19 protein-coding genes and 1 riboswitch are annotated in these 23,189 nt (G+C 57.1%); of the genes, 7 read left to right on the top strand and 12 right to left on the bottom strand.

What is annotated here, in order from left to right:
• Window positions 1–118: 118 nt before the first annotated feature.
• The 4 genes from argS to hslU all read left to right on the top strand — a co-directional run bounded on the left by argS (window position 119) and on the right by hslU (window position 4,424).
• Window positions 119–1,804, top strand: a complete 1,686-nt coding sequence (gene argS, locus Q669_RS09650) for an arginine--tRNA ligase (RefSeq protein ID WP_022992072.1) — start codon at window positions 119–121, stop codon at window positions 1,802–1,804.
• 7 nt (window positions 1,805–1,811) lie between these two features.
• Window positions 1,812–2,456, top strand: a complete 645-nt coding sequence (locus Q669_RS09645) for an SPOR domain-containing protein (protein WP_022992071.1) — start codon at window positions 1,812–1,814, stop codon at window positions 2,454–2,456.
• 91 nt (window positions 2,457–2,547) lie between these two features.
• Window positions 2,548–3,078 (top strand): ATP-dependent protease subunit HslV, encoded by a 531-nt coding sequence (hslV, locus tag Q669_RS09640; RefSeq protein ID WP_011784337.1) that lies wholly within the window; start codon window positions 2,548–2,550, stop codon window positions 3,076–3,078.
• Between the two features lie 14 nt (window positions 3,079–3,092).
• Entirely contained in the window at window positions 3,093–4,424 is a 1,332-nt protein-coding gene (hslU, locus tag Q669_RS09635) for an HslU--HslV peptidase ATPase subunit (RefSeq protein ID WP_011784336.1), read from the top strand.
• An 85-nt stretch (window positions 4,425–4,509) separates the two neighbouring features.
• Here the strand turns inward: hslU and Q669_RS09630 are convergent, their stop codons facing one another.
• The 3 genes from Q669_RS09630 to Q669_RS09620 form a co-directional block, all read right to left on the bottom strand.
• Window positions 4,510–5,751, bottom strand: a complete 1,242-nt coding sequence (locus Q669_RS09630; RefSeq protein ID WP_022992070.1) for a patatin family protein — start codon at window positions 5,749–5,751, stop codon at window positions 4,510–4,512.
• A 93-nt stretch (window positions 5,752–5,844) separates the two neighbouring features.
• Entirely contained in the window at window positions 5,845–8,151 is a 2,307-nt protein-coding gene (gene ptsP / locus Q669_RS09625) for a phosphoenolpyruvate--protein phosphotransferase (RefSeq protein WP_022992069.1), read from the bottom strand.
• Between the two features lie 12 nt (window positions 8,152–8,163).
• Window positions 8,164–8,694 (bottom strand): RNA pyrophosphohydrolase, encoded by a 531-nt coding sequence (locus Q669_RS09620; RefSeq protein ID WP_011784333.1) that lies wholly within the window; start codon window positions 8,692–8,694, stop codon window positions 8,164–8,166.
• Between the two features lie 182 nt (window positions 8,695–8,876).
• Here Q669_RS09620 and Q669_RS09615 point away from each other — a divergent pair, with 182 nt between their 5' ends.
• Entirely contained in the window at window positions 8,877–9,533 is a 657-nt protein-coding gene (locus Q669_RS09615; protein WP_036149342.1) for an HAD family hydrolase, read from the top strand.
• A gap of 10 nt (window positions 9,534–9,543) precedes the next feature.
• On the opposite strand, the gene Q669_RS09610 is transcribed toward Q669_RS09615, so the two are convergent.
• Genes Q669_RS09610 through Q669_RS09600 form a run of 3 tightly spaced genes read right to left on the bottom strand, consistent with a single transcriptional unit; the run spans window position 9,544 to window position 12,077 of the window.
• Window positions 9,544–10,740, bottom strand: coding sequence for a class I SAM-dependent rRNA methyltransferase (locus tag Q669_RS09610; RefSeq protein ID WP_022992067.1), 1,197 nt, complete (start codon window positions 10,738–10,740; stop codon window positions 9,544–9,546).
• A 6-nt stretch (window positions 10,741–10,746) separates the two neighbouring features.
• Window positions 10,747–11,139, bottom strand: coding sequence for a glycine cleavage system protein GcvH (gene gcvH, locus Q669_RS09605; RefSeq protein ID WP_022992066.1), 393 nt, complete (start codon window positions 11,137–11,139; stop codon window positions 10,747–10,749).
• 47 nt (window positions 11,140–11,186) lie between these two features.
• Window positions 11,187–12,077: a LysR family transcriptional regulator gene (locus Q669_RS09600; protein WP_022992065.1), complete on the bottom strand. Its 891-nt coding sequence runs from the start codon at window positions 12,075–12,077 to the stop codon at window positions 11,187–11,189.
• 113 nt (window positions 12,078–12,190) lie between these two features.
• Between Q669_RS09600 and metE the strand changes: the two genes are divergently transcribed.
• Window positions 12,191–14,461, top strand: coding sequence for a 5-methyltetrahydropteroyltriglutamate--homocysteine S-methyltransferase (metE, locus tag Q669_RS09595; protein WP_014420557.1), 2,271 nt, complete (start codon window positions 12,191–12,193; stop codon window positions 14,459–14,461).
• Window positions 14,462–14,525: 64 nt separating this feature from the next.
• Here the strand turns inward: metE and Q669_RS09590 are convergent, their stop codons facing one another.
• From Q669_RS09590 to thiC, 6 genes are all read right to left on the bottom strand, one after another.
• Window positions 14,526–15,104 (bottom strand): DUF2931 family protein, encoded by a 579-nt coding sequence (locus tag Q669_RS09590; protein WP_226374446.1) that lies wholly within the window; start codon window positions 15,102–15,104, stop codon window positions 14,526–14,528.
• A gap of 33 nt (window positions 15,105–15,137) precedes the next feature.
• Entirely contained in the window at window positions 15,138–17,198 is a 2,061-nt protein-coding gene (locus tag Q669_RS09585; RefSeq protein WP_014420555.1) for a T6SS phospholipase effector Tle1-like catalytic domain-containing protein, read from the bottom strand.
• Between the two features lie 113 nt (window positions 17,199–17,311).
• Window positions 17,312–18,118, bottom strand: a complete 807-nt coding sequence (gene cpdA, locus Q669_RS09580) for a 3',5'-cyclic-AMP phosphodiesterase (RefSeq protein WP_022992064.1) — start codon at window positions 18,116–18,118, stop codon at window positions 17,312–17,314.
• A 210-nt stretch (window positions 18,119–18,328) separates the two neighbouring features.
• Window positions 18,329–18,814: a DUF1249 domain-containing protein gene (locus Q669_RS09575; RefSeq protein WP_011784324.1), complete on the bottom strand. Its 486-nt coding sequence runs from the start codon at window positions 18,812–18,814 to the stop codon at window positions 18,329–18,331.
• Window positions 18,811–19,431: an NUDIX domain-containing protein gene (locus Q669_RS09570; RefSeq protein ID WP_011784323.1), complete on the bottom strand. Its 621-nt coding sequence runs from the start codon at window positions 19,429–19,431 to the stop codon at window positions 18,811–18,813. The genes Q669_RS09575 and Q669_RS09570 overlap by 4 nt, the downstream gene beginning before the upstream one ends.
• Before the next feature lie 114 nt (window positions 19,432–19,545).
• Entirely contained in the window at window positions 19,546–21,423 is a 1,878-nt protein-coding gene (gene thiC / locus Q669_RS09565; RefSeq protein ID WP_036149321.1) for a phosphomethylpyrimidine synthase ThiC, read from the bottom strand.
• A gap of 80 nt (window positions 21,424–21,503) precedes the next feature.
• Window positions 21,504–21,617: riboswitch (TPP riboswitch) on the bottom strand.
• A 186-nt stretch (window positions 21,618–21,803) separates the two neighbouring features.
• Between thiC and Q669_RS09560 the strand changes: the two genes are divergently transcribed.
• Complete coding sequence (locus tag Q669_RS09560) at window positions 21,804–23,165, top strand: TolC family outer membrane protein (protein WP_011784321.1); 1,362 nt, start codon at window positions 21,804–21,806, stop codon at window positions 23,163–23,165.
• Window positions 23,166–23,189 lie beyond the last annotated feature (24 nt).

Raw genomic sequence — 23,189 nt, 5'->3', positions numbered from 1 at the left:
GCCCGAGCGCCGGGCTTTTTGCTTACACACCAACTTTCCGCGATAATACGCCCCTTCTATTTTCAACGGGCGCCCTGCCCTGACACCCATTCTTCTGCAAACCGAGTCATTCGACAGCATGAAAGAGACCGTATCCGAGCTTCTCCAGTCTGCACTGGCGACCCTGCAATCTGACGGCACACTGCCGGCAGACCAGAGCTTCACTCCTCAGGTGGGCAACACCAAAGACAAGTCCCACGGGGACTATGCCTGTAATATTGCCCTGGTGGCCTCCAAAGCCGCCGGCTGCCCACCTCGCAAGCTGGCCGAAGCTCTGGTGGTGGCATTGCCAGAGAGTTCTGCCGTAGAGAAAGTGGAGATTGCCGGGCCGGGGTTTATCAATTTTTTCATGAGCACTGCCAGCGCCTTCGGCATTGTGAACACCATCCTGGACGAAGCGCAGCAGTTCGGCCGCAACAACTCCGGTAAAGGCGAGAAGGTTCAGGTAGAGTTTGTGTCTGCCAACCCCACCGGCCCTCTGCACGTGGGTCACGGACGGGGCGCCGCCATTGGCGATTGCCTGTGCCGCTTGCTGGAAGCCAACGGTTACGACGTCACCCGGGAGTTTTACTACAACGACGCCGGAGCCCAGATCAACAACCTGGCCCTCTCGGTGCAGTCCCGCGTTAAGGGCCTGACGCCGGAAGATGAAAGCTGGCCGGAAGATGGCTACCGGGGCGATTACATCATCGATGTGGCGAACGCCTACCTCGCTGGCGAAACCGTGGTGGCCGACGACCGCGAGGTAACCGCAAAAGCAGATCCGGAAGACCGGGATGCCATCCGGGAATTCGCCGTCGCCTACCTACGCCGTGAGCAGGACCTGGACCTGAAAGCCTTTGGGGTTCAGTTCGATGTGTATTTCCTGGAATCCTCTCTGTACGAGGATGGCAAGGTGGAAGCCACCGTCGAGCGCCTCAAGGCCAACGGTTACACCTATGAGCAGGACGGCGCCATGTGGCTGAAAACCACCGAGTTCGGCGACGACAAAGACCGGGTGATGCGCAAGAAAGACGGCGGCTACACCTACTTCCTGCCAGATGTCGCTTACCACCTGGACAAGTGGCAGCGCGGTTTTACCACCGTGATTAACGAGCAGGGTGCCGACCACCACTCCACCGTAACCCGCGTTCGCGCGGGCCTGCAGGCCCTGAAGGCAGATATTCCACAGGGTTGGCCGGATTACGTTCTGCACCAGATGGTGATGGTGACCCGCTCCGGCCAGGAAGTAAAAATCTCCAAGCGCGCCGGCAGCTACGTCACCGTGCGAGATCTGATCGACGAAGTGGGCCGCGATGCCACCCGCTTCTTCCTGGCGGCACGTCGCGTGGATTCACAGTTGACCTTCGATATCGACCTGGCGCGCTCCCAGACCAATGAAAACCCGGTGTATTACATCCAGTATGCCCATGCCCGGATTTGCAGTGTAATGCGTAAGCTGGCCGCAGAGGGCGTGCAGCGCGGCATGAACGAATGCGTCGGCGACCTGAGCCTGCTGACCCTGGATGAAGAGAAGGAACTGGCCAATCAGCTGGCGAAATACCCGGAACTGATTGCCAACTCCGCCGCCCAGCGCGAGCCGCACCACCTCACCCATTACCTTCGTGAGCTGGCCGGCCAGTTCCACACTTACTACAACGCCCACAAGGTGCTGATTGAAGATACCGGCCTGCGGGACGCCAGAGTCAGCCTTTACCTGGCCGTGCGCCAGGTAATTGCCAACGGCCTGGACCTGCTTGGCGTAAGCGCCCCAGAGGAGATGTAATCAGGCCATGGCCAGAGATTACGCCAGGAAAGATCGCCCTGCGGGCAAAGGGGCCGCCGCCAGCAAGCCCGCGGCCAGGCCCCGCAAGCCGTCCAAACCCAAAAAGAGTGCACCCTCGCATTCACAGCATGGCGCCTTGTCTATGAAAACCATCCTGTCTCTGGCCGCCGTGGGTGGCTTCATCGGCTTTATCGTCTACCTGAACACCTTGCCCGGCGGGCCGGAGACGGCCAGGCAAACTCCGATTCAGGAGCAAACCCCGGTAGCGCCGAAACAACCCGCCAACACCACGGCTAAACAGGACAATCGGCCGAAAGAGCAGAACTTCCGATTCTACGAAATGCTGCCGGAATCCGAGGTAGTACCGCCCAACGTGGAAGAATATACCCCGGGCCCGGCCATGCAGGAATTCGATTACGTCGTCCAGTCGGGCTCCTTCCGGAAAAAGGAAGACGCCGAGCGACAGCGTGCGCAGATTGCCTTCCAGGGACTCAGAGCTCATGTACAGCGCATCGATCTCGACAACGGAAGTGTGTGGTACCGCGTGAATGTGGGGCCATTCAACTCCCGTAGCCAGATGAACTCGGCGGTCGACAAGCTGGTTACTATCAATATCCAGCCTCTGGTTCGGAAGATCCCGAAAGAAGGCTGAACTGTGTTCCGCCACCTCCCCTGCTCTTGAAATCCCGCCCCGCGCCTCCATAAAGCCAAAATACAAATTCAAACAGGCAACTGGAGCCCCAATGACCACCATAGTTTCCGTACGCCGGGAGAATGAAGTCGCCATGGGCGGTGATGGCCAGGTATCCCTTGGCAACACCGTTATGAAAGGCAATGCCCGAAAGGTACGCCGCCTGTACAACGGCCAGGTAATCGCTGGTTTTGCCGGTGGCACCGCCGATGCCTTCACCTTGTTCGAGCGATTCGAAGCCCAGTTGGAAAAGCACCAGGGCAACCTCACCCGTGCCGCTGTAGAACTGGCCAAAGACTGGCGCACAGACCGCGCCCTGCGCAAACTGGAAGCTCTGCTGGCCGTTGCGGACAAAACCGCTTCTCTGATCATTACCGGCAACGGCGACGTAATCGAGCCGGAGCAGGGGCTGATCGCTATCGGTTCCGGCGGGCCGTTTGCCCAGGCCGCCGCCCGGGCGCTGCTGGAAAACACCGAGCTAAGCGCCCACGAAATCGCCGAGAAGGCGCTCGAAATTGCCGGCGACATCTGCATTTACACCAATCAGAACCGCACTCTGGAAGTGCTGCCCATTAAAGACTGACGACCGGAGCGACCATGTCTGCAATGACTCCCCGAGAGATTGTCCACGAACTGAACAAACACATCGTGGGCCAGGAAGAAGCCAAACGCGCCGTCGCCATTGCCCTGCGTAACCGCTGGCGCCGCATGCAACTGGACAGCAGCCTGCGGGATGAAATCACCCCGAAAAATATCCTGATGATCGGCCCCACCGGTGTCGGCAAAACGGAAATCGCCCGCCGGCTGGCCAAACTGGCGGATGCCCCCTTCCTGAAAGTGGAAGCCACCAAATTCACCGAAGTGGGCTATGTAGGCCGGGATGTTGAGTCCATCATCCGCGACCTGGCCGACATGGCGGTTAAAATGCTGCGCGAACAGGAAATGAAGCGGCATGAACACCGTGCACTGGATGCCGCCGAAGACCGCATTCTGGATGCCCTGCTGCCGCCCCCCAGGGATTTTAACGAAGACAGCCAGCGCACCAATGCGGACTCCTCGACCCGACAGCTGTTCCGCAAGAAATTGAGGGAAGGCGAGCTGGACGACAAGGAAATCGAGATCGATTTGCGCAGCAGTGGAGCCGGCGTGGAGATCATGGCACCTCCGGGTATGGAAGAGATGACCTCCCAGTTGCAGAGCATGTTCTCCAACCTGTCTTCGGACAAGCGCAAAACCCGCAAGATGAAAGTGGCGGATGCCATGAAGCGGGTGAAGGACGAAGAAGCCGCCAAGCTGGTGAATGAGGAAGAGATCAAGCAGAAGGCCATTCAGGCGGTTGAGCAGAACGGGATTGTCTTTATCGATGAGATCGACAAGGTTGCCAAACGCTCGGAAAACACCTCCTCGGATGTGTCCCGGGAAGGCGTTCAGCGCGACCTGTTGCCTCTGATTGAAGGCAGCACCGTAAGCACCAAATACGGTTCCATTCGGACCGACCACATTCTGTTTATTGCCTCTGGCGCCTTCCACCTGTCCAAGCCTTCTGACCTGATTCCGGAACTGCAGGGCCGCCTGCCGATTCGCGTGGAGCTGCAGGCGCTGACGCCGGACGACTTCAAGCGCATTCTGACCGAACCGGATGCCTCGCTGGTACAGCAGTATGAAGCGCTGATGGGCACCGAAGGTGTGAAACTGACCTTCGCCGACGATGCCATCGCCCGCATTGCGGAAGTGGCTTACAAGGTGAACGAAACCACCGAGAATATCGGTGCGCGCCGCCTGCATACCGTGCTTGAGCGCTTGCTGGAAAGTCTGTCCTACGACGCTGGCGACCAGGTCACCGATACCTTTGAGGTGACCGCGGACTACGTTGACGAGAAGCTCGGCGAGCTGTCTGAAGACGAAGACCTGAGCCGCTACATTCTCTGATTCGCGGTTTCCTGAAATGCCAACAAAAAAGCCGGAGGGGATGACCTCTCCGGCTTTTTCATGCCCGTATCGGCAACATCAGTACTTATTCTGCCTTTGAGAACAGGTGCGTGACGGTACTGAAGCCGCTCGCAATCCGGTTCTTCTCGCCCTGCTTCTTGCGACCTTTGGCCACATACAGGGGCAGCATTTCACCATACAGGCTGGTACTGATGGTTCTCTGCTCATCCTCAAGACGATCCCGGCGCAGCGTAATGCCGTACTTGCGCAGTTTGGGCTCCAATTCATCTGCCCGCCGGAGCAGATCTCGGCGGGTCATCTGATAGGCGTGCTCACACACCATCCGGCGACTCTGGAAGCTGAACACATTTGAGAAAAACAGCTTGGCATCATCCCGGGTAGGTTCAAACAGCAGTATGTCCTTATCCGGATAATCACGGGTATATTGAGCAATACCCGACTGCATACGGGAATAAACCATGGTCCGGAACATCTGGGACAACAGATTCGGCATTCCGGAACGGGTGAGCTCTCCCGGCTTCATGGTCCCCGCGCGCACCGCAGCACTGGCATCGATGGGCACCTGGGGATTGACCGCCAACACCAGATCCGCGCCATCTTCAAAAGCGACCGAGGCATGCAACCCCTTTCGCAGCGTACCGTCCACGTAAAAACGACCATCAATCTCGACCGGCACGTACAGCCCCGGAGATGAAGTACTGGCTTGAACCGCCCGGGATATGGGGACATGATCGTACCCGGGCGCACCAAAGCAGACCGCTTCCGTGCTCTCCACGTCTGCAGCAACCACATACAGACTGCGCTTGAGCTGACGAAAATCATTCGTGCGGCCAAGCATGGTGAAGGCGCGCTTCAGGTACTCGTGCAACCCCTCGTTATCGAAAAGTCCGGCCGGTGCCGCCTGGGCCAGAATGGTCATGGCTTCCAGCAGGCTCTGGTCGTAAGGGTTGTTCACAAACCGGCTGACCGCCGTTGAAAGCAAGCCCGGAACGGCGAGCAGCCGGCGCCCGATCTCACGCAAAGCCGGACGATAGAAAACCTCAGGGTGAAACGGGTGAACCTCAGCTTCGTTCCTTACAAAGATGCGGCAAAGCTGGGCTGTGGTCATCTGGTTTGCCAGATTGGCAGCCACAAAAGAGCCGGCATTTACGCCGACATAGACATCGATATTATTGAAATCCAGACCATCCAGGGCTTCGTCCAGAGCCCGCAGGGCACCGATCTCGTAAATACCACCCAGAGGCCCGCCGCCGCCAAGGGCGAGGCCAATTCTCGGTGCTGGCTTGAGCTCGGTCGCTGTCTTCATTGACTGTCCTTATCGGATACTGCTGCAGGATTTCAGTTATCCAACAACCTAACAAGGGAATTTAGAGTGCGCACACTATAACCCTCACAATGCTCAGGAAACGGCCTGTTCCGCCAGCGCTGCTGACGAAGTGCGGGCAGGCCGCAAATAGCGACCAAATCCGGCATTACGCAGCGCCAGATCAACACAACTCTTGATGACGTGGGGCGAATCCAGCAACAGTACATCTTCCAATAGCTGAATGGCCCACTCCCGCCCCACGCTGCGGATCACGGACTTTACTTTCGGCAGACTGGCTGCGTTCATCGACAAGGAGTCATACCCCATGGCCATCAACAACAGAGCGCCGCCCGGATCACCCGCCAGTTCGCCACAGATACCCACCGGCTTGCCCACCGAATGGGCATCCTGAGCCACCCGCACCAGTGCCTGAAGAACGGCAGGATGATAGGAGTGATAGAGCTGCGCCACCCGCGGGTTGTTTCGATCTACTGCCAGCAGGTATTGGGTCAGATCGTTGGAGCCCACCGACAGGAAGTCCACCCGCTCAGCCAGCTCACGAATCTGGTACACCGCCGCCGGGATTTCCACCATCACACCCACCTTGGGCATGTGGATGTCGTAACCTTCTTCACGGACTTCGTGATAGACCCGATAGATCAGGTGCAGGGACTCCTCCACCTCAGAAATATTGCTGATCATCGGCAACATGATCTGCAGATTGTTCAGGCCCTCACTGGCCTTGAGCATGGCCCGCACCTGAACCAGGAAGATCTCGGGGTGGTCCAGCGTTACCCGGATACCGCGCCAGCCCAGGAACGGGTTTTCTTCCTGAATAGGGAAATAGGTGAGTGCCTTGTCACCGCCAATATCGAGGGTTCGCATGGTCACCGGGTTGGGGGCAAAGGCCTCCAGCTGTTCCCGGTAGTATTCCCGCTGCTCCTGCTCCGACGGGAAGCGGTCCTTGATCATGAACGGCACTTCGGTGCGGTACAGGCCGATACCTTCGGCACCATGGGAAAGAGAGCGCACCACGTCGGTCATCAAACCGGTGTTTACCAGCAGGGAGACCCGGTGGCCATCGGTGGTCTCGCAAGGCTTGTCGCGCAGTGCTTCAAGGCCCCGAACCAGCTCGTCCTCTTCGTCGCAGATGGCTTGGAAAAAGGCCCGAAGATCCGCCGAGGGAGAAGCAAATATCTGTCCCTCAAAACCGTCAACAACCAGTTCCCGGCCTTCGAGCTGGTTTACCGGAATGTCCACCAGTCCCATCACCGTGGGTACACCCATGGCCCGGGCCAGAATGGCGACGTGGGAGTTGCTCGAACCCTTAACCGAGACAAGCCCGACCAGCTGCCCTTTGGGCACTTCACCAAGCATAGCCGGCGTCAGCTCTTCACTCACCAGCACTGTGCGCTCGGGATATTCGAGATGCTTCTGCTCACCTTCCTGCAGGTGCGAGAGTAGCCGGCGGCCCAGATCACGGATGTCGACTGCGCGCTCTTGCAGGTACAGGTCGTCCATCATCTCAAAATGACGCACATACTGCTGAACCACCTGTTTCAAGGCGCCCTGAGCCCAGATGCCTTCCCGGATTCGATTCGCCACCTCACCCGGTAGCGCCTCATCTCCCAGCATCCGCAGGTAAACATCGAACAACGCCTGCTCTTCCGGCCGGAGCTGGGAAGCAAGGCGGTTGGCAACGCGCTCGATATCTTCCCGCACCGCCGAAACAGCTGAACGAAAGAGTTCCAGCTCCTGATCGATGTCTTCGGTCGGCTTTTCCGGAACCACGTCCAGATCGGCGGCAGGATAAACCACCACGCCCGTTCCAATGGCGACACCCGGCGCTCCGGGAACGCCGCTGAAACTGACATCGCGGGCTTCCTCACCCGTCAGCGACAAACCACTGATGGCACCTGTGGCCTCACTGTGGGCAATCACCCCCGCCAATTGCGCCGAAACAGTAACCAGGAATGCTTCTTCACCTTCATCGAAGCAACGGGAGCTTTCCCGCTGCTGCACCACCAGCACGCCCAGTACCCGGCGATGGTGGATAATCGGCACACCCAGAAACGAGCGGAAGCGCTCCTCACCGGTTTCCGGGAAGTAACGGTAGCGCGGGTGGGATGGCGCATCTTCAAGATTGATGGGTTCCTCACGGGAACCGACAAGCCCCACCAGACCCTCGGAGTAGGCCAGGCTGACCTGACCCACGGAGTCTTTGTAAAGGCCTTCGGTGGCCATCAGGATGTAGCGATTGGAGGCGGGATCCAGCAGATAAACCGAGCAGACCTCTGTGCCCATGGCCTTTTGCACCCGCGATACAATGATTTCCAACGCCTCCTGGAGATCGCGGGCGCTGTTTACCTCTTGTACTAGACTTCGCAGGATGCTCAGCATGGAGTCAGTCCGTCATTTCTGATGTTCCTTCATACGCCGTGGGTTCTCGGCCCGGTGCCACTGCTCCATGTTATGAAACAGTCTGGGGGCCAGTTCCCTCAACGCGCGTCTGTATACTTCTCGTTTAAATGAAACCACCTGCCCCAACGGATACCAGTAGCTCACCCACTGCCAGCCGTCGAATTCCGGTGAATCCGTGCCATCCACGCGTACATGCGCATCTGGCGATAACATCCTCAGCAGGAACCATTTCTGTTTTTGCCCCACGCATACGGGGTGCGAGTTATGGCGTACCATCCTCCTCGGAAGCCGGTAACGCAGCCAGCCCCGGGTGCAGCTGATGATTTCCACATCGCTGGCACACAGGCCGATTTCCTCTCCAAGCTCCCGGTAGAGTGCATCCTCGGGGGTTTCGTTGTGCTTGATACCGCCCTGAGGAAACTGCCAGGAGTCCTGCCCTATTCGCCTTGCCCAGAGAACTTCTCCCCTGTGGTTGGCCAGAATGATTCCGACGTTGGGTCTGAAACCGTCTGAGTCGATCACGGCACAGTCCTCGTAGTAGTCGGCTGCCGGTTATTTTTTAACCGGCGAAAATTGTCCAAGTTGCTCTCATTCTTACAGAAACCCAAGACTTCGGCAAACGGAGCTGTTGGCGGCACGTTACTGGCGTGCCGTGGTAGACTGTCGCCTTTGCCATAAGGCCTGTACGGATGGGAGGGGAAGGCTTGACGCTCGCGATTTTTGATCTGGATAACACTTTGCTGGCCGGGGACAGCGACCACGCCTGGGGCGAATTCCTGGTGGAAGAGGGCATGGTGGATGCGGAGGAGTACAAGCGGGCCAACGACCGCTTCTATCAGGAATACCTGAATGGAGAGCTGGATGTTTTCCATTACCAGCGCTTTGTGCTGGCGCCGCTCACTCGCCACAACATGGATGAGCTCGAGGACTGGCGGGCGACTTTTATGGCCAAGAAGGTGCAGCCGATGATGCAGGACAAGGCGGTGAAGTTACTCGCAGACCATCGTGAGCAGGGTCACACGCTGATGATTATTACCGCGACCAACCGTTTTATTACGGAGCCCATCGCGGAATTGCTGGGCGTGGATCACTTGATTGCCACAGAGCCTGAGCTGGTGAACGGGAAGTTTACCGGCGAAGTGGCGGGCACACCGAGTTTTCAGGAGGGCAAGGTGGAGCGGCTGAATGACTGGCTGACTGCCCACGGCGAGAGCCTTGAGGGCGCCTGGTTCTACAGCGATTCCCACAATGATCTGCCGCTGTTGCGGAAGGTGGACAATCCCGTGGCGGTGGATCCGGACCCTACCCTGGAGAAAACGGCAATTGAGAATGGCTGGGCGGTGATTTCGCTGCGGGCGTAACGCCCGCAGATCACAAAAACCCAGTCAGGGAACGCACAAAGCAGGACTTGATATAGTCCGTCTCCGGAATGCCCGGTACGATCGGATGATCCGGCGCCTGGTGACCCTGTTCCAGCAACTGCACAAACCGGTCGATCTTGCGGCCGCTGCTACGAATAATATCGATCAGCTTTTCCTGGGAAAGGTGCATGGAACAGGAGGCCGACACCAGTAGTCCGTCGCGTTCCAGCAGCCGGAGCCCCAATTGATTCAACCGGGCATAGGCCTGCTCACCGGCTTTCTGGTCCCGGCGGCGCGGGATCAAGGCAGGAGGGTCCAGCACCACGATGTCGAATTTTTCCTTTTCGTCCGCCAGGGCTTTCAGGGCATCAAAGGCATCGCCTTCAATGGTATCCACGTTCTCCAGCCCATTCAGTTTGGCGTTGTGGTGTACCGCATCTACAGCGGCTGAGGATGCATCCACGCAGGTCACCTGGGATGCGCCGGCACAAGCGGCCTGAACGCCCCAACCGCCCACGTAACTGAACACATCAAGAACCTTTTTTCCGGGCGCGTAGGCTTGCAGGCGCTGTCGATTCATGCGGTGGTCGTAGAACCAGCCGGTTTTCTGGCCGCCCGCCAGGGGCACTTCAAAGCGGGCGCCGTTTTCTTCCACCAGCACAGTGTCGGCTTCCGGACCGTGGGCAAATTCCACGTAAGTATCCAGCCCTTCAACCTTGCGCATTTTTCCATCGTTCTTCAGCACTATGATGCGGGCATGAGCCAGGCGCTGGACGGCACGGACAATAGCCTCCTTCATCTGCTCCATGCCGGCGGTGGAGATCTGCACTACGACGACATCATCGAACCGGTCTACTACCAGGCCAGAGAGACCATCGCTGTCGCCGAATACCCAGCGATAAAAGGGTTTATCAAACAATCGCTCCCGCAGACTCAGTGCCGCCTCCATGCGATCAGTCAGCCGCTTGGACGTCATGCCGTGAGCAGCATCACGACTGATCAAACGACCGCAGATCAGGGCATGGGGGTTCACAAACGCCACCCCCATCGGTTTGTCGTTCGATGCCCGAACCTGCACCTGCGCGCCGGGCTGAAACTCCGTTAGCGGGCTGCGGCGGGTATCCACCTCGTTGCTGTACACCCACAAATGACCGGCCCGGAGACGACGTTCTGCGCCTTTGCGCAGATAGAGAACGGGGAATTCCATCAACAACTATTCCTCAGCAGCCACGTGTTCAGCGTAGGCAGCCGCATCCATGAGGCCTTCCAGCTCGCCTTCGTCGGCCAGCTTCACCTTGAACATCCAGCCATCGCCGTAGGGGTCTTCGTTAACGATTTCCGGTTCGTCTTCGAGCTTTTCGTTGATCTCGATGACCTCGCCGGTTACCGGACTGAATACGTCTGAGGCGGATTTCACGGATTCTGCCACTCCGGCTTCTTCGCCGCCGTTTACCGTTGCGCCCGTTTCCGGCACACCGATGTAGACCACATCTCCCAGCTGCTCCTGGGCAAAATCGGTGATGCCCACGGTGGCGGTGCCGTCAGCGTCAACGCGCACCCACTGGTGAGTTTCGATGTACTTCAGATCAGAAGGGATTTCACTCATGATTTGTGTGTCCTGTGATAATTTTCCGCGCAGTTTAACCGAAGAGATTAGTTCCAGCGAATGCTGCGGGCCAGCTTCACGAACGCGTTCAGATAATCCACCGCCTCGTCACGCTCCCGGAAACCCAGAAAAATCTGTTTGGGCATACCTTGTTGACCGAGTTTCAGGGCTCTGATGGGCATGTTCCGGGCATAGTCATCCACCAGCCAGCGTGGTAACGCACTCACCCCTCGCCCTGCAGCAACCATCTGCAACATGATATCGGTGGTCTCAATGGTCTTATGGCGTGCCGGTGCGGTATGCGCCGGCAGAAAAAACCGCGTGAAGATGTCCAGACGCTCTACTGCCACCGGATAAGTAATCAGCGTTTCTTTTTCGAGTTGATGCGGCTCTACCCATTTTTCATCGGCAAGCGAATGATCTTCCGACACCACCAACACCTGTTCATAATCGAACACGGGCTCAAAACGTACACCGGGCTTATGCAACGGGTCCGGGGTAACCAGCAAGTCGATATCATGACCAAACAACGCGCCCATACCGCCGAACTGGAACTCCTGTTTCACATCCACATCGACATCCGGCCACTGCTGCAAGTAAGGGCCTACTACTTTCAGAAGCCATTGATAGCAGGGGTGACACTCCATGCCAACTCGCAAGCTGCCGCGCTGCCCTTGGGCAATCTGGTGAATCTGCATCTCAGCGTGTTCAAACTGCGGCAGCAAACGATTGGCCAATGCCAGCAGTTGATGACCAGCCTGAGTCAAACGCAACTGACGCCCCTCTCGGAGCCAGACCGAAGTGCCCAGTTGTTGCTCCAGTTTACGAATAGCGTGGGACAACGCCGACTGGGTGAGGTGTAGCTGTTCCGCCGCAGCCGTCAGTGAACCCTGGCGCTCCACCGCTCGCAAGATTTCCAGATGATGCCGCTCGACCATAACCTTTCCGTGAACGTTTTTCATGATTTAGTGAAATAATACCATTTTTATTCATGCAAAAGCCCACCTAACCTTGAGACCTGACTCAACACACAGGATTCAAGGACTCAATCATGGCAACCACACATAACCTCGGCTTCCCCCGTATCGGTGGCCAGCGTGAGCTGAAATTCGCGCTGGAAGACTATTGGGGCGGCCGGCAAACCGAACAGGAACTGGCCATCACGGCAGCCGATCTGCGCCGGCGTCACTGGCAGCAACAGGCCGGGCTCGATTACGTGCCGGTAGGCGATTTTTCCCTTTATGACCAGGTGCTGGATATGTCCGTCACTCTGGGAAACCTCCCCATCCGGGCCGCCAGCAAAGAAGGCTCGGAGCTGGACGCTTACTTCCGTGCCGCACGTGGCCGGGGTGCCAATGATAGCCCCTGCTGCGCCACTGCCGCTGGCGAGATGACCAAGTGGTTTGACACCAACTACCACTATATTGTGCCGGAGCTGACAGCTGACACTCACTTTGAACTCAATCCGGAACGACTGTTAACACAACTGTCCGAAGCACGGAAGCAGGGACTCAACGCAAAACCCGTGATTATTGGCCCGGTGACCTATCTCTGGCTGGGAAAAACCTCGGATGGAAGCAATCCTCTGGATTTGCTGGAGCGCCTGCTACCGGTGTACTCCCAACTCCTGGAAGCCCTGGCGGATGCCGGCGCGGAATGGGTTCAGATTGACGAACCTGCCCTGGTCACGGACCTGGACGCCAACTGGCGTTATGCCTTTAATCTGGCTTACCACCAGCTCAAAACGAACCGCCCGAAACTGCTATTGGCCACCTATTTCGGCGAGCTCAGGGACAATCTTCAACTGGCGTGCGAATTGCCCGTTGCAGGCCTGCACGTTGATGCCATCAGCGCGCCGGCCGAGGTCAGTCGCGTGGCAGACTGGCTGCCGAGCCACAAGGTGCTTTCTCTCGGGGTGGTCAACGGTCGCAACATCTGGAAATCGGATCTGAACAGCACTCTGGGCTGGTTGGAACCCCTGAACGAAAAACTGGGGCAACGTTTGTGGCTGGCACCAACCTGCTCGCTTCTGCATGTCCCTGTCGATCTCTCCCGGGAACAGGAACTAGATCGCGACATTCGCAACTGGCTGGCGTTTGCGGTTCAGAAACTCGACGAACTGAAGATTCTCGCCAGAGCACTGAACGAGGGCCGCAGCAGCGTGCGCGCCGAGCTGGCAGACAATCAATTGGCCATCGATAGCCGCCGCAGCTCCCATCGCGTGACCAATCCGGAGGTTCGAAAGGCCGTTGCCGCCGCCACGTCTGAGCTTGGCAATCGCCAGAGTCCCTACCCTCAGCGGATCGTCCGCCAGCGGGAGAGACTAAACCTGCCCGCCTTCCCGACCACGACCATCGGATCTTTCCCGCAAACCCGCGAGATTCGACAGGCGCGACTGCAATTCCGTAAGGGCGAGCTGAGCGAAAAGGCTTACATCGAACAAATGCGAGCAGAAATCGTTCGTTGCGTGGAAGAGCAGGAAAAGCTCGGACTGGATGTCCTGGTACACGGCGAACCCGAACGTAATGACATGGTGGAATACTTTGGCGAGCAACTGGACGGCTATGCCTTCACGCGCTTCGGCTGGGTTCAGTCTTACGGTTCGCGCTGCGTGAAACCTCCGATTCTGTTTGGCGATATCCGCCGACCCCAGGCCATGACCGTGGAATGGATCCGCTATGCCCAGTCGCTGACGGACAAACCAGTGAAAGGGATGCTGACCGGCCCGGTGACGATTCTGAACTGGTCTTTCGTGCGGGATGATCAGCCTCGCAAGGATTCCTGCCTGCAACTGGCCCTGGCAATTCGCGAGGAGGTTCAGGATCTGGAACAAGCCGGCGTGAACATCATCCAGATCGACGAAGCCGCTCTGCGCGAAGGTCTGCCGCTGAGAAAGTCGGACTGGGCAACGTATCTGGAGTGGGCAATCAACAGCTTCCGCATCGCCGCCAACGGCGTAGATGACAGCACCCAGATCCATACCCATATGTGCTACTCGGAATTCAACGACATCATCGAAGCCATTGCCCGTATGGATGCCGATGTCATCACCATCGAGACCTCTCGGTCAGACATGGAACTGCTGGATGCGTTCCGGAGCTTTGAATACCCCAACGACATTGGTCCGGGCGTATACGACATCCATTCGCCCAACATTCCTGACAAGGAACACATCATCAACCTGATGACTCTGGCGGCTGAACGTATCCCCGCAGAACGGCTGTGGATTAACCCGGACTGCGGCCTGAAAACGCGGAAATGGGAAGAAGTGACGCCGGCACTGGAAACCATGGTAGCGGCCGCACGGGAACTGAGAAGCTAGGATGCACAAACCTGCAATCTGTGGGTGCGCTCAAAAAAAGGCACCCGCAGATTGATCGGTGCGGCTACCACTTGTCGAGCTGCAAGCCGTGCTCTTCCAGGTAATCGCCATGCTCCTCCAGATAAGACGCTGTGGCACTGGCAAAATCGGCGGGGTCGCCCTCAACCTCAGTAGCAGATACTCGCATCACCTCCACCGCGTTACTTCGCTGGCTCATCATCCACATTACGACCTGGCCGCCGGGGGCCAGGCCAAGTACCAGGCTATGGCGGGGCATATAACGTTCTTTGCCACTAGGAGTCGTGGTAAGGGCGGGCACACTCATTCTGGCTTCCAGATCGTCAGGAACCCTGATCAACGTTGAGTAAAACTTCTGCTCGGCATACGAGAACCAGTGAAGCGCAATCAAGTTGGGAAACGGATCCATTTCACCGCCACCACCTCGTGGACCATACTTGCCCGTCCAACAACATGAAACAGTGCCTATAGGCACGCGCCAGCTGCGCTCACCCGACCTCTCGAGGTGCATGTTCATCACCCACATCTCATAGTGCTGGGGAGCAGCTACACCAATATACCAGGGAATATCACCTTTCTTCGATGTGGAGCAGCCAGTGATAAGCAAGCCAACGCTGACAATCATCAAAAGCCTTCGAAGAGAATACATAACGGCACCTTATCGGTTGGCATGAATGGCGCGCTCTCCTGACGAAGCAGGAGCATTAGGACTAAAGTTTCGTCCGAAACGAATGTTCGTAACGGTTTCACCGATCATAAACCTTAACGCGTTATAGTTTGCCGAATAGTGAACATAGCGCTGCCTAATCAATGCCTGTTGACCCAAGGTCAACGAGGGAGAATCACAACCAGAAATAACTTGATGAAGAATGTCCTCGGAAACTTGCATCAAGTCATCAGGTATACGCGTTTCTTCGTCTGCACGAATATCTCGTAGCGGCACTCCAGCCTGGCTGGCCAATTCCCACATAACTTTGAAAGCTATTCTGGAGTACTCTCCCCTAACCTGCCGCACCATCCGCAACGCCAGCTCTACCCGTCCATCTGGCGCCGGGTGAGCGGATACTTTCTTATGCACTTGATAATAAGCATCTCCCAGCGGACCGAGCTGACTGGGTGCTGGATCCGGTTCTTCAGATGATTGAACAGGCATACTGTATTCCCCGATCCAGCCTTCCGATTCAAATTTGAGTTTCAAGTTATTCAGGTTATCCCATTCCATCGTCTGCTCTGGCCAACGATGACGATGTGTCGGAATCACATAGTAAGGAGTTACCAGAACATCCTCGCGTTGATTATCCGAGTAACCACCACCGATATCGGAATGCACCCCCGGCAATGAGATTTCCCGGAAGTTTTCAGGGAGACTGCCATCAGAATTCCGTAAGCTGTTGAGGGAGAAATTTTCCCGATGTTCGTCAGCTGCAATTAAATGCGCTGCGGCCTCTACCTTTTTGGGATCGAGATAGACAGTAACAGGTGCATTACGCTCATTCGACGGCGATAAATCAATGGCGAGCGGATTAATTACCGCAGCCACAGTGTCGAATACCCCCACAAAGCGGACAGCAACCTTACCTGGCCATTCCATGTCAAATGACTGAAACATCCGCCCCAGTGCACCAGTTGGTCCTTCGAGTATTTCGTGGGCAGCCAGGCGAGCCGAGGCTGCTCCACGACTGAATCCGAATAAATCTACCGTTAGCGTTCTAATATTGCTCGACAATCCCAAACCATAAATTCGCCGAACAACTCGAAAAAACGCATTTCTCACCTGACTAACAATTCCTGTTTCCCCCATTCCAGAAACAGATCCAACCAGCGAATCACCTTCGCCAGTTTTGGTGCCAATACCAGGCGCATAAATCAACAGACGATGTATAGCTCGACCATTCGACTCTTCACTGGACTCAATATAATGACGAGCCAGCTTCGCCACATTACTCGGCGCATTGCCATAACTCCCACCCAATGCCAGAGACAATCGATACTCACATTCCTCCAGTGACATCTCGCCGCGCTCAAAAGCCTCAACGCATTCGGTCGCCACTCGCTCTTCCAGTTCCCTGGAATTTTCAGCATTGTTGAGGGTGCCATCAGTGAAGATGCCGATTTCGAGATGGACCTCCGGAGGTGCTTCGGTGGTGGAAGATTCGGTCGTCTTGGTCAGTGGAGAGACAGGCAAAACGTTTTTCGAGAATGAGCTGGGTGAGCCGCCGGATTGAACGTCTTGCCGCGAAGCCTGCTCGCGCTGTTTAAGGCGATACTCCATCGCGAAATCGCCTGAAGGCAGACTTCCCACGCCCAGACTGCCCTGAACCCGCAAATCTCCCGGGGTAATACCGTGCTGATTCAGAGCGTTTACTCCGGCGATGATCTCATGATCAACTCCGGCGTCTGTCACCTGCCAACGGCCCTCGCCTCCCACCTCCTCACGCCAACGCACGACGGGTGAGGATGGCTCGCCATCAATACTGTCAAAAACCAGAAGAAGTCGCCCATCCCGTATTTCCCGGAGGACATTTTCAATATGGGTATTGCGCTGTAGATTGAACGCCCGCGCTCCCAGACCGTAAGTTGCCGGCTGTCCAAGGAGGCGCTCCAGATTTATGTTGGGGTTGTTCTGAATAAAGCGCCGGGCTTTTTCCAAGGCAAAAAAGGGCGATTCCAGCCCTGGCAGATCCGCAGCCCGCAGATCCTGAGGTTGTATGATTTTCATTCCGTGTCATCCGTTGACGAGTGCTGATCTTCCCTGTGAAATCCCCTTCACAGGCTTGTCATATTATCAAAGCCGTCAACGTAAACCGTGATCTGCCTTCAGCCAGGCCCGAATCAATACCCGGTACTCTTCTCATCCAGGTCAAACTCGAAACTGGCCGCCCGGCGGACTTCCGTTTTGAAGCATCCCGAGGGGTCAAGTTCCAGCCAGCGATAGCCGGGGGCCAAAGGCTCCACGGCAAAGTCGCTGGATCCTGTGGCAAACTGGATGCAGGTGGAGGGTGTAGCCAGCAGACATGCACCATTGCGCTGCTGTTCAAGCTCTTGATGAATATGACCCCATAGCACCACACGAACCTGCGGATGCCGGTCAATCACTTGCCAGAAGGCGTCCCGGTTTTTGAGCCCGATTTTTTCCATCCAGTCTGAGCCGATATCCACCGGGTGGTGATGCAGGCAAACCATAGCAGGCAGCTCTGGCCGTTCGGACAGAGCCCGATCGAGAAAACTCAATTCATCGGCCGAAAGCTCACCAAACACTTTGCCGTGTACCGAGGAATCCAGCATGACAAACTGCCAGCCGCCCTGTATCCATTGTTTCTGATCAGAGCCGGTCTCCGCCGCAATCGCAGACAACAGCGCAGAATCGTCGTGATTACCAGCAATCCAGAGCGAGGGGCAATCAAACGCCTGCAGTTGTTCACCGAAATACCGGTAGGCCTCCGGCGATGAATCCTGGGTGAGGTCTCCGGTGGCAAGAATCAGGTCGGGCTGGCCGTGATTGCGAAGCACTTCGCCAATCACCGCCGCCAGGCTGTCACGGGTGTTGACTCCCAGCAAGGCGCCATCCGCAGACGCCATCAGGTGCGGATCGGTAAGCTGCAACACATTGAGTGGGCGCGCCGTTGTGGGTTTGGTCATGCCAGGCCTGTTCTGTTTTCTGCAAGCAGTTGATAATCCAGACAAGTGTACGATGGCTGAGTTCAGATTGATTGTTCACGAATGGAAGGTGGATCACATTCTGACCAGCGGCACGCTAGATTTTGCAGTATTTGACAACTCTGCCACAGGTCCGACAACCGACTTTATAGACTTTCGGCGAACTGAGAAACCGTGCAGAGATGATGTCTTTCAATCGATGCCTTCGCCCGCCGACCAGGCTGCATGCTCCATCGGCAGATGCCCGAAGCGCAGGCAGTAGTCCAGCCAATCGGCAAGGAAGCCATTCACCTGAACCTTTTCATCCGGGTGGTGCATGAACCGGTTGGGATAGTCATTCACGGGCGCAATCTGTCGCTGCCGGTAGCAGCTGATTACTTCGGCCATCAAGGCATCGTGATAAACACGAACGGTCATCCGGGGGTTGTTCAGCCACCGACCAATGTTGTGGACTTGTTCCAGCAACAGGGTTTCGGTGAATCTGGCCGTCTGCAGCACTTCAATCCGCACTCTGCCCAGGTACTGGTTCTCCCGGTGCAGTTCGAACTCGCATACGGGCTTGCCGTCAGCCTCAAGCTGGCGCAGCTTGCGCAGGCGCTGATAGTTGCCGTCGCAGAGTGCTCCCAACTGGCGCAGATCCGGCACATACTGCTTGGGCCGCTTTACCCACTCCGTCATGCTTGCCACTCCCGCCGCAACCGCTCCCTGTTCAGTTGCAGCCACTGGATGGCAATAATCGCGGCGGCGTTATTGATGCGGCCATCGGCAATCATGGCGAAGCATTCATCAGCCGAAACCACGTGGCTGAGAATGTCCTCATGCTCATGCTCCATGCCAAAAACACCACCGGCCTCGGCGCTGCTGATCTGACCACAATAGAGGTGAATCATTTCCGTGGTGCCGCCGGGGGACACCAGATAATCGCAGATTTTGTCCAGGCGACTGAAACTCAGCCCAGCCTCTTCCTGACCTTCTCGCTGAGCCACCTCTTCCGGGCTCTCACCATCCTCATTCATACCAGCAACAAGCTCCAGTAACCAGGGGGACTGATTACGGCCGAGCGCACCCAGACGAAACTGCTCCAGAAGTACAACCTCGTCGCGCGCCGGGTCGTATGGAAGTACGCAGGTGGCATCACCCCGGATAAACAGTTCCCGGGTAAAGACGGGCATGTCGCGACCATCGAAGCGCGGATGCGTCAGCCAGAGTTTGTCCATGCGGAAGAAGCCCTGGAACACGGTTTCACGTTTTTCGACTTTGACGTCGCTGGCGTTGAACTGGAATGGTTTTGGCATTACTTCACCCGGTTGCGCATTCGGCCTTGAACGATAGCCGGAGCCACGGCGGGGTGCAAGTTAACACCCCACCAGGCTCGGATTCACGCCATCATGGAACCAAGTGAATGCGGGTCAGATCTTGTCGTAAATCTTGCTGCCCGATTCCACAAACTCCCGTGATTTCGCCTGCATACCGGCATCAATCGCCGACACCTCATCGATACCGTGCTCTGCCGCGTAATCCCGGACCTCCTGGGAGATTTTCATGGAGCAGAACTTGGGGCCACACATGGAACAGAAATGCGCCACCTTGGCCGATTCCTTGGGAAGGGTTTCGTCGTGGTAGGCGCGGGCAGTATCCGGGTCCAGCCCCAGGTTGAACTGGTCTTCCCAGCGGAACTCGAAGCGGGCCTTGGACAGGGCGTTATCGCGGATCTGGGCGCCTGGGTGGCCTTTGGCGAGATCGGCAGCATGGGCAGCGATTTTGTAGGTGATGATGCCGGTTTTTACGTCATCTTTGTTGGGCAAGCCCAGATGCTCTTTCGGGGTGACGTAGCAAAGCATGGCGCAGCCATACCAACCGATCATCGCCGCCCCGATGCCAGACGTGATGTGGTCATAGCCTGGGGCAATATCGGTGATCAGCGGTCCGAGCGTATAGAACGGCGCTTCGGCACAGCATTCCAGCTGCTTATCCATGTTTTCTTTGATCAGGTGCATGGGCACGTGGCCGGGGCCTTCGATCATGCACTGGACGTCGTGCTTCCAGGCAATTTTGGTGAGTTCTCCCAGGGTTTCCAGCTCGCCAAATTGTGCCGCGTCGTTGGCATCGGCAATGGAACCCGGGCGTAGGCCGTCACCGAGGCTGAAGGAGACATCGTAGGCCTTCATGATTTCGCAGATGTCTTCAAAGTGCTCGTACAGGAAACTTTCCTTGTGGTGAGCCAGGCACCACTTGGCCATGATCGAGCCGCCCCGGGACACGATGCCCGTGGTGCGTTTGGCGGTCAGTGGCACGTGGTGCAGGCGTACGCCGGCATGGATGGTGAAGTAATCCACGCCCTGCTCCGCCTGTTCAATCAAGGTGTCGCGGAAGATTTCCCAGGTCAGGTCTTCGGCCACGCCGCCGACTTTTTCCAGGGCCTGGTAGATGGGCACGGTGCCGATGGGAACCGGGGAGTTGCGAATGATCCATTCCCGGGTTTCGTGAATGTTCTTGCCGGTGGACAGATCCATGATGGTATCCGCTCCCCAGCGAATGCCCCAGGTAAGCTTTTCCACTTCCTCTTCAATGGAGGAGGTCACAGCCGAGTTGCCGATGTTGCCGTTGATCTTCACCAGGAAGTTGCGGCCGATGATCATCGGTTCGATTTCCGGGTGGTTGATATTGGCTGGAATGATGGCGCGGCCACGGGCCACTTCGTCGCGGACGAACTCCGGGGTAATTTCTTTCGGCAGGTTGGCGCCGAATGACTGGCCGGGGTGCTGCTCGGCCAGCAATCCATTCTCTCGGGCTTCCTGCAGCTTCATGTTCTCCCGGATGGCAATGTACTCCATTTCCGGCGTAACAATGCCCTGCCGGGCGTAATGCATCTGGGACACATTGTTGCCGGGTTTGGCACGCAGGGGTTTGCGCTCGTCCATAAACCGGAGCGGATCCAGAGTCGGATCTTTCATACGCCGGCGGGTAAACTCAGAGGTATACCCTTCCAGTTGTTCGACATCGCCGCGTTCGGCAATCCATGCAGCGCGCACCGGCGGCAGCCCCTTGCGCAGATCGATGCTGGCTTCCGGGTCTGAATAGGGCCCGGAGGTGTCGTAGACAACCACCGGAGGATTCTTTTCCCCGCCCATTTCGGTGGGGGTGTCACCCACAGTAATTTCCCGCATAGGCACGCGGAGATCGGCTCGGCTACCCTGCACGTATATTTTTCGTGAGCTTGGTAATGGTTTGATTGCTGCGGAGTCTACTTTTGCGGAGTCGCTGAGGTATGCTGGTAAGTCCGTCATGATCTGCTCCCGGATGGTCTTGTGGTATCGGGTCGCGTATGACGGAGTTGCGACAAATAGCCCTACAGGCATGGTGTCGCGGTTCATCTGGCCTTAATCCCTACGCCGGTATTATCCGGATCAGGTCGCGGGTTCTGCGTTGCAATCTCAGCCGATCGCCTGGTTCAGGCGAATCAGCACCCCGTCAAGACGCGATAAATATTCTGTTTTGCTCACAAAATGAGTGAACTTTTCAAGTGTAGAGACGGGAACGATTATTGTCCATAATGGGCCACCAATACCTTTGGGTCACTATCGGGATAAACCCGCGCTCTACACGTTGACCTGCCGATACCTGTGTCCAGATCACGGATGCCCGGAGATAGTTTTCAGGAGCAATAATGAAGAAACGTTTACTTCCAGGTTTGATCACCCTGCTGGCCGCCCAGCCCGCTTTCTCTCTGGATCTTGTGGAGGCCTACGAGCAGGCACTGTCATACGACTCCGGCATCGCCTCAGCCTTGGCACAGTTTCAGGCCCAACAAGCGGCCAGCGATGTGAGCAAGAGCACCCTGTTACCGCAGGTTGGCGCGTTTGCCGAGGCCAACCACACAGATTTCGACGCTGAGAACGGCCCGGGAGACAGCTACAAGTCATTCAACTACGGCGTTCAACTGTCGCAACCGGTTTTCCGCGCCGACAACTGGTTCCGCTACGACGCCAGCCAGTTCCAGACCGAAGCCGCCCAGGCCCAGTACAACCTGGCCCAGCAACAACTGATTCTGGATGTTGCAACCGCCTATTTTAATGTCCTGCGCGCTCAGGATACCGTTGCAACAGCTCGCGCGACTGAAGCAGCAATCCAGCGCCAGTATGAACAGGCGCAGGAACGCTTCGATGTCGGCCTGATCGCCATCACCGAAGTGTACGAGGCCCGCGCCAGCTATGACGACAGCAAGAGCCAGCGCATTGCTGCAGAAAACCAGTTGAATGTCGCCCGCGAGCAGCTGGCGCGACTGACCGGCGAATATGCTGAAGACCTGGAAAACCTGCGCGAGAATTTCCCGCTCGGTCGACCTGAACCCATGAACCCGAATGCCTGGGAGACAACCGCTCTGGACCAGAACTGGTCTATTCAAGCGGCCCTGTCCCAACTGAACGCCAGCGAGGCTAATCTTAAAGTTGCCAAATCCGGCCATCTGCCAACAGTGGATCTGGTAGCCTCCTACGGCGAGTCTGAGTTGGACGGAGCCCGGAACCCGCAGCAGGAGGGAACCCAGGGGGTTATTGGCCTCGAGCTGAACGTGCCCCTCTACATGGGCGGCGGCACTCAAGCCGGCGTGCGCCAACAACGCTCTCTGGTTACCGCAGCCGAGCAGGATCTGAACACCGTCCGTCGCGATGTGCAGGTGAACACCCGCAGCCTGTTCCTCACCGTGAACAACAACGTGGAAACGGCATCGGCCCTGGAACAGACCATCATCTCCCGTCGCAGCGCACTGGATGCCACCCGGGCCGGTTATGACGTTGGTACCCGCAACATTGTGGAAGTGCTGGATGCCGAGCGGGCGTACTACGTTGCCCTTCGGGATTACGCAAATGCACGGTATGACTACGTGATCAATACCCTGCAACTGAAACAGGCAGCCGGAACCCTGAGCCCCCAGGATCTGGTGGATCTGAACAACTGGCTGAGTGAAGGTGCCCGCGGCATAGAAGCCATGGCAGAAGAAGACCGGACACTGGACGACCCTACTCAGTAATCCTGAAAAGGAGAGCCCCGGGCA

Origin of the sequence: Marinobacter sp. C1S70 (assembly GCF_000475355.1) — a bacterium.
GTDB lineage: Bacteria > Pseudomonadota > Gammaproteobacteria > Pseudomonadales > Oleiphilaceae > Marinobacter > Marinobacter nauticus.
This window is presented reverse-complemented; position numbering and strand designations above follow the sequence as displayed.